This is a genomic window from Aphanizomenon sp. UHCC 0183 (assembly GCF_009712065.1).
Taxonomy (GTDB): Bacteria; Cyanobacteriota; Cyanobacteriia; order Cyanobacteriales; family Nostocaceae; genus Dolichospermum; species Dolichospermum heterosporum.
This window is the reverse complement of record NZ_VILC01000101.1, coordinates 1-6,897: the sequence shown is the minus strand read 5'-3', so window position 1 is coordinate 6,897 and position 6,897 is coordinate 1. Positions and strand designations below refer to the sequence as shown.

The 6,897-nt window shown below is 42.1% G+C and carries 6 protein-coding genes; 2 read left to right on the top strand and 4 right to left on the bottom strand.

Annotation, left to right across the window (positions count from 1 at the left end; all coding sequences use genetic code 11):
* The first annotated feature begins 104 nt into the window (after positions 1 to 104).
* Together hslO and FJR37_RS22455 are read left to right on the top strand one after the other, a co-directional pair.
* On the top strand, positions 105 to 1,010 hold the full coding sequence (gene hslO / locus FJR37_RS22460) for an Hsp33 family molecular chaperone HslO (protein ID WP_039202324.1): 906 nt from the start codon (positions 105 to 107) through the stop codon (positions 1,008 to 1,010).
* Between the two features lie 151 nt (positions 1,011 to 1,161).
* Positions 1,162 to 3,237, top strand: coding sequence for a chromosome segregation ATPase (locus FJR37_RS22455; protein WP_168467165.1), 2,076 nt, complete (start codon positions 1,162 to 1,164; stop codon positions 3,235 to 3,237).
* 163 nt (positions 3,238 to 3,400) lie between these two features.
* Here the strand turns inward: FJR37_RS22455 and proC are convergent, their stop codons facing one another.
* The 4 genes from proC to pipX all read right to left on the bottom strand — a co-directional run bounded on the left by proC (position 3,401) and on the right by pipX (position 6,202).
* Positions 3,401 to 4,216, bottom strand: coding sequence for a pyrroline-5-carboxylate reductase (gene proC, locus FJR37_RS22450; protein WP_168467171.1), 816 nt, complete (start codon positions 4,214 to 4,216; stop codon positions 3,401 to 3,403).
* A 52-nt stretch (positions 4,217 to 4,268) separates the two neighbouring features.
* Positions 4,269 to 4,871, bottom strand: a complete 603-nt coding sequence (locus FJR37_RS22445; RefSeq protein ID WP_039202326.1) for a cell division protein SepF — start codon at positions 4,869 to 4,871, stop codon at positions 4,269 to 4,271.
* A 366-nt stretch (positions 4,872 to 5,237) separates the two neighbouring features.
* Complete coding sequence (locus tag FJR37_RS22440; RefSeq protein WP_053537988.1) at positions 5,238 to 5,927, bottom strand: YggS family pyridoxal phosphate-dependent enzyme; 690 nt, start codon at positions 5,925 to 5,927, stop codon at positions 5,238 to 5,240.
* The gene (gene pipX / locus FJR37_RS22435) at positions 5,924 to 6,202 is read right to left on the bottom strand and encodes a transcriptional coactivator PipX (RefSeq protein WP_027402694.1); all 279 of its coding nucleotides are present in this window, start codon (positions 6,200 to 6,202) and stop codon (positions 5,924 to 5,926) included. The genes FJR37_RS22440 and pipX overlap by 4 nt, the downstream gene beginning before the upstream one ends.
* Positions 6,203 to 6,897: the final 695 nt, after the last annotated feature.

Here is a 6,897-nt window from a genome sequence, read left to right as displayed (position 1 = left end):
CCCCTGCCCCCTGCCCCCCTGCCCCCTCCCCCCCGCCTCTTACCTCCCGACTCGAAACCACTTAAAATAAAAAAGTCATCTTGTAAAGAATTGTCAGGTTTTTCATGGCAGATCAATTAATTCGTGCGACTGCGGCGGATGGTGGGATTAAAGCTGTAGGTGTGATTAGTACCCGGTTAACAGAAGAAGCTCGACAACGCCATAAACTATCTTATGTGGCAACAGCAGCATTGGGAAGAACTATGGCTGCTGGTTTGTTGATGGCTGCCAGTATGAAACGGTCAGGTTCTAGGGTGAATGTTCGCGTTAAGGGCGATGGTCCTTTAGGTGGTGTATTGGCAGATGCAGGATTAGATGGTACAGTTAGGGGTTATGTCGGTAATCCGTCTGTGGAGTTGCCACTTAATCATAAGGGTAAACTAGATGTTGGTGGGGCAGTAGGTACAGGCTTTCTATATGTAGTCCGCGATCTCGGTCATGGTTATCCTTACTCTAGTACAGTAGAACTGGTTTCGGGGGAAATAGGTGATGATGTTGCTCACTACTTGGCAAGTTCTGAACAAACTCCTTCGGCTTTAGTTTTGGGTGTATTTGTGGGAGAACAGGGCGTAACGGCAGCGGGAGGAATATTGATCCAGGTGTTACCCAAAGCTGCTAGGGATGAGGAGCTAGTGGCTACATTAGAATCGCGGATTGGGGCTTTATCTGGGTTTACTCCATTACTGCAAGCAGGTAAAACACTGACAGAAATTTTTAACGATTTGTTAGGAGATATGGGATTGAACATATTTCCTGAAAGTCAGATGTTACGCTTTCATTGTGGCTGCTCTTTTGATCGGGTGCTAGGGGCGCTGAAAATATTGGGAGAAGCGGAACTACAAGACATGATTGTAAAAGATGATGGTGCAGAAGCTACTTGTGACTTTTGCGGTAATATCTATCAAGCAAGTAGTGATGATTTAACTCAGTTAATTGGAGATCTACAAAGAGAATCTTTAATTTCTGATTAATGTCACCAGTCATACTCAACCCAAAAAACAGTAATGTTAGGGATGGGTTTTAAACGGTTTTTTAGATAGGAAAGTGAGGATAGCAAACATAAAATTATCTATATTGATCTATCTACTTTCATATCGCTATTCAATTAGTGTGGTGTGAGCAATGACAGAGCGGGATATTCCAGATAATTGGTCTTCAGACCAAGCGGGAGAACCAATTGGGGTTCAGCCTAACTACATACAAAATAATCAAACTGCTGATACCGCTGCTATTGGTTCTCATTCTCAGTCTATGAAGCAAAAAAAAAAGCAAGATGGCGATGTTTTGGCTATAAATGATAATTCAGAACCTACTTTTAATCTCAATGTTTTAATTGAGAAAATGCCGCGCTGGACTAAAAATTGGGTAGTTTGGGCAGCAGTATTAACTTTAATTCCTGGAAGCATGGGTTTTATAGCTTTATCCATCCTGTTTAAGTTACCTACTGCTCCTAATTGTCCACAAATTTTTTGGCCTTTAGCTAGTGCGTCAGTAAGGCTACACTGCGCTCAGTTGGCGGCTTCTAAGCAAACTATTAATGATTTGCTCCAAGCAATTACTCTGGTTAAACAATTACCAGAAAATCATCCTTTGCGGGGCGAAATTAATCGTCTTTTAGAGGAATGGTCACGGGATGTTCTCAGGTTGGCGGATGAGAGTTTCCAAGCGGGGAATTTGGAGGAAGCGATCGCTACAGCCCGAAAAATTCCTACTGACGTGAAGGTTAGTGAACTAGTAGAAGAGCAAATTCAAAAGTGGCAAACGATTTGGTCAAAGGCGGAAGGAATTTACCAAGAAGCAGAAAAAGAATTGCGCCAACGACATTGGCAATCAGCTTTTATGCTCACAGCTAGATTGCTACGGGTTAATAATAAATATTGGGCAAGCACTAAATATGATCAATTAAATAACATTATTGTTACGGCGCGAGAAGATGGGGATAAACTTTACAAAGCAGAAAATTTAGCAAATAATCGCAATTTAGATAGTTTACTTAAAGCTATTAAACTGGCTGAAACGATTAAACCAGATAGTTATCTGTATCAAAAAGCCCAAGAGTTAATATCTGGGTTTGCTAGAAAAATGCTCAAATTAGCACAGGCTAAAATGAAAGAGCGAAATGCTGATCAAGCATTGGAAATTGCCCGACAAATTCCCCCTATTCCTGAATTGCAAGCTGAAGTTGATGATTTTATGGTTTTGGGTGAAGCCCAAAGAAGTGCTTTTATTGGGACTACGGCTGGGTTAGAAACGGCTATTTCTCAAGCTCAACAAATAGATGCTTCTAGGGATATTTATAATGAAGCACAACAATTAATTGCCCGTTGGCAATTAGAAATTCAAGATGTTTCTCGGTTAGAAAAAGCTCGGAATCTCGCTAGTCAAGGCACTGTTAATGATTTAACAGCAGCGATTTCGGAAGTACAACTAATTCCTGGGAATAATCCCCGGGCTACAGAAGCCCGTCAAGAAATTGGCCGTTGGCGTGGCCAGGTGGAGTCTATTGAAGATAGACCATATTTAGATCGGGCGGAACAAATAGCTATTAACGAGGATGTTATCTCATTACAAACAGCGATCGCTGAACTTAATCAAATTCGCTCTGGACGAGCATTATATCCAGAAGCCAAAAAAAAGATTAGGCTATGGACAGCCAAAATTGAGCGCATTCAAGATCAACCGTACTTAGATCAAGCCAGGGCATTAGCCGACAGTGGTAATTTGACAACGGCTATTAGTGAAGCTCAAAAAATCGCCTCTTCAGGACGCGCTTTATCTGCTGAAGCTCAATCCTCTATAGATACTTGGCAAGACCAAATTCGCGCCAAAGAAAGTTGGCAAAAAGCCAAGCAAGTTGCAGTTACTGGTACACCAGAAGCTTTAGTTCAAGCTATTCAGTTGGCAAATCGGGTATCTAGTCGTAACATTTTGCGTTTAGATGTGAATATTGCCATTGACCAATGGAGTCAACAATTGTTGCAAATGGCACGTTCTCAAAGTGAGGTTGATGTTGCCAAAGCCATTGATACAGCTAATTTAATTCCCAGTGGTAGTAGTGCTTATACTGATGCTCAAGAACAAATTAGAACTTGGCAACAATTTATGATTCCCAAATCAGCACCCAGTCCTTCTGTAGAATCTACACCGGAGGAAACACCAGCAGTTCAAAAAACTCAGCCTTTAACAATCCCTAATTAGGGTTTGCTGATAGCAGGAGGTAGGGGCGCAGGGCCTGCGCCCATCCAGAGGTTAGGAGGGGCAAGAATAGTCTCTGTATAGCAAAAGTGATAAGTAATTAAAACTCAAACCTCAGTGCGTCTTTGCGCCTTTGCGTGAGACTAAAATTCATACCCTTAATCTGTCATCCCTTCCCCAATTCCTGAGCGCGTTCTTTCGAGGCTTTAACAGCTTCGATAACAGCGGAACGAAAACCAGCTTTTTCTAAGGTGCTGACACCGGCAATAGTTGTACCACCGGGACTGGTAACTTGATCTTTGAGTTCGGCGGGGTGAATTTTGGTTTCTTGTACCAGTTTTGCTGTTCCTAAGACCGTTTGTACAGCTAGTTGTTTAGCGATCGCCCTTGGTAAACCCACAGCCACACCCCCATCAGCTAAGGCTTCAATCATCAATGCCACATAAGCCGGTCCACTACCGGATAATCCTGTCACCGCATCCATCAGGCTTTCCGGTACTTCCACTACTTCCCCCACAGCGGTAAAAATCTGCTGTGCTGTTTGTTGGTGATGAGGATGAGTATAAGCACCTAAAGAAATTGCTGTTATTCCTGCACCCACTGTGGCGGGGGTATTCGGCATAGCGCGAATTATGGGAACTTGAGGAAAAGCTGCTTCTAATTGTTTTAAAGTTACCCCCGCTAGTATGGAAATGATCAGGGGTGAATGTTCTGTTGGTAGGATATCTGCTAATTCTTGGGCTACAGCCGTAAATATCTGGGGTTTGATTGCCAACATCACCGCTGTTTTCGCTGCCCCTAACACTAGACTATTATCCGTTGTCACAACTACCCCATATTTCTGTTCTAAATAGCTGCGGCGTTCAGCTTGGGGTTCACTGACGATGATTTCTGAGCCTTGATAAATGCTACTTGTAATAAGGCGGGATAATAGAGCTTCTCCCATTACCCCACCGCCAATTAAGCCAAATTTTATATTCATTTCATTAGTCACTAGTGGTCAATTAATTGTCAGAACTAATGACTAATTTACCTTACTGTGCCATCCGAGTGGGTTCATTTCCCCAAGCGGTCGTTGCTGCTGTAGCTGCGGGACGGGCGGGACGGGCTTGGTTGATAGGTACTTCATGTATCAAACCGCCTTGAGTGCTAACTTGCACGCAACTGGGGGTAAACAAGAAGATACTTTCACCAATTCTTTCTTGATGTCCGTCTAACGCATAAGTACCACCAGCAACAAAGTCAACTGCACGTTGAGCTTGATCAGGGTCCATAATGGTCAAGTTCAATACTACTGATTTGCGCTCCCGGAGGGCTTGAATCGCCTGGGGCATTTCTTCAAACGTGCGAGGTTCAAGAACTAGAACTTCAGAGATTCCATTAATTGCGCCTGGCATACCAATAACGTTACTCATAGGTTTAGATACTGTTGCAGCTACTTCTTCTGTATTGTTAGGTTGATTTTCCCGCCAACGCCGATTTGGAGGAGTAGTTTCCTGTGGGGCTGGTTGGGGATTTTCCTGTTGATAGATATTCTGATAATTATTGGTTGTATCAGCTTCTTCTTCGTAGTATTCGTATTCTACCTGTTCATTCAACCCTACAAAATCCCTGAGTTTAGAAAATATATTGCTCATGTTGTATGCTCCCAGATTAAAATTCCCCTAATTTTCCTGGCTATAAGTTACATTAAAGTTCCTTCTAGGCAGTAGTCGTAACTATAGTAGATGTTTGACGTAGCAATCGTACTACTGATTTTACCCTTTAGTACAAATTCCCAATTATTAACAGATATTGATGTTAACGCCTGCACATTAACGAATCTGTAACATTGAGTTAAAATTGTAGCCTAACGATCATTAAAAATAAAGGGGGGTATGACCACCTTTGCAATTAAGAATTACTTATGAGAGTATTATATTTTTTGACAATTATCAATACTTGGTAGTAAATTCGCAAACGATTGTTAATCATGCCGTCTGGAAGTATGACTACAGCTATGTCTAAGCTCGTTCACCAAACAAGATTGTACCTAATCGTACCATTGTTGCTCCTGCTTGCACTGCCAATTGGTAATCCCCAGACATACCCATTGATAATTGCTGCATGGTAATATTTGGCCAATTTTGTGATTGGATGGTTTGTGCTAATTCATACGTAGTATTAAATACTGTTAAAATTTCTGCATCCGCCAACCCTTGAGGCGGAATTGTCATCAAACCTTGAATTTGTAGATTTTGACATTGGTTAAGCGCTGCTAAGTCCGCCAATAATTCTGGAACCATCCAACCAGATTTATTTGCGTCGGGGAGAATTTTGACTTGTAAGCATACCTTTGGATTCACTCCCAGTTCTGCCGCTAGGATATTTAAGCGTTGTGCCAGTGGCAAGTTATCAACGGAGTGAATCCATGAAAATAGTTCTAAGGCCTTTCTCGCCTTATTGGTTTGGAGATGTCCAATCAAGTGCCAGGTAATATCCGCTAGATCTTGCAATTCGGCTTGTTTACTGGCAGCTTCTTGGATGCGACTTTCAGCAAAATCACGAATTCCTGCGGTGTATGCTTCCCGCATTAATTCAGTAGATACTCTTTTTGTAACAGCAATCAACCTCACTGTAGATGGGAGTGAGGCGTGTATGTGGGTAAGGCGTTGCCTAATGTGAGCGGAGCGATCGCTAATTAAACTACTCATTGGAATGTGCGCTGAAATACACCTTGAAGTTGCTCGTACTCTTGAGAATTACCACTGCGGCGCAAAGTCCGTAAGCGATTTTCCAGCATCATCCTAGCCTCAGTCCGGCCAATTGGCTGAAATTTCAGGACTTTAAGCTCAGTTGTTACCAAAAAAAATAAACGTTGGGCGTAGAGTGTGGTAAACAGATCCTGGTTCTCATCAACCATACAGATCCTATAGAGTAAACCCCAAGTTGGATGATTTATGTAAGTTTCTGAGTTTTCTGGATTCATTTCCTAGTCAAGGTGGGGAGTATATGTAGCCGAGGACGGGGAACAGGCATTAAAAGTCATGAAGGCAAATCAGTGTGATGATAACTGGATGTTTTCATGCAACTGACAACCGCTATAGCTTGTTCTGCAATTTACTAACATTCAGAGGATAGTATATCCCTTCCGCCAAATTTTTCGTTGACAGTGCGAAACTAACAATCTTCTTGACGGGTTCTTCTGCAAAACAACACCCTTACAAGTCTGTGATGTTGCACAGGCTTCTTTCCATCCTGCCACAATTCTCCCCCAACGGCGCAAAGATGGACATTTATCTAGCCGGCATATAGATATAGTAGTTCAGGGGTAAAAGTCTTGTACTGTATGACTTTTGCGGTAATTTTTAGTCAGATATACTCCGCAAGGAAATAAATTGAGCTTTTGCTTAAAGGTGATATATGGGTGTAAAAACGCAAGTTATTACCTTCTTAAGTATATATAGCTGAAATTATTACTTCAGTTAGCACTCAACATCATTTAAGAGGATGTTTTAAAAGTGGTATCCCGTAATTTTCATCACATTTCTACCCCTCCCCTTAGTCCCCCCTTATGAAGCTACGGTGTACACACATCCTTACTCAGAGCTAGTTTCCAGTTCTGAGAAAAGGTTTCGAGTCACCGCAGACACCAAACCAAAGCATGAATTCCACGAATCTTTT

What these genes read in the sequence shown, in the direction of transcription:
- FJR37_RS22455 (WP_168467165.1), top strand. Translation starts at nt 1,162, where the DNA reads ATGACAGAGCGGGATATTCCAGATAATTGGTCTTCAGACCAAGCGGGA.
- FJR37_RS22445 (WP_039202326.1), bottom strand. Translation starts at nt 4,871, where the DNA reads ATGAGCAATATATTTTCTAAACTCAGGGATTTTGTAGGGTTGAATGAA.
- proC (WP_168467171.1), bottom strand. Translation starts at nt 4,216, where the DNA reads ATGAATATAAAATTTGGCTTAATTGGCGGTGGGGTAATGGGAGAAGCT.
- hslO (WP_039202324.1), top strand. Translation starts at nt 105, where the DNA reads ATGGCAGATCAATTAATTCGTGCGACTGCGGCGGATGGTGGGATTAAA.
- FJR37_RS22440 (WP_053537988.1), bottom strand. Translation starts at nt 5,927, where the DNA reads ATGAGTAGTTTAATTAGCGATCGCTCCGCTCACATTAGGCAACGCCTT.
- pipX (WP_027402694.1), bottom strand. Translation starts at nt 6,202, where the DNA reads ATGAATCCAGAAAACTCAGAAACTTACATAAATCATCCAACTTGGGGT.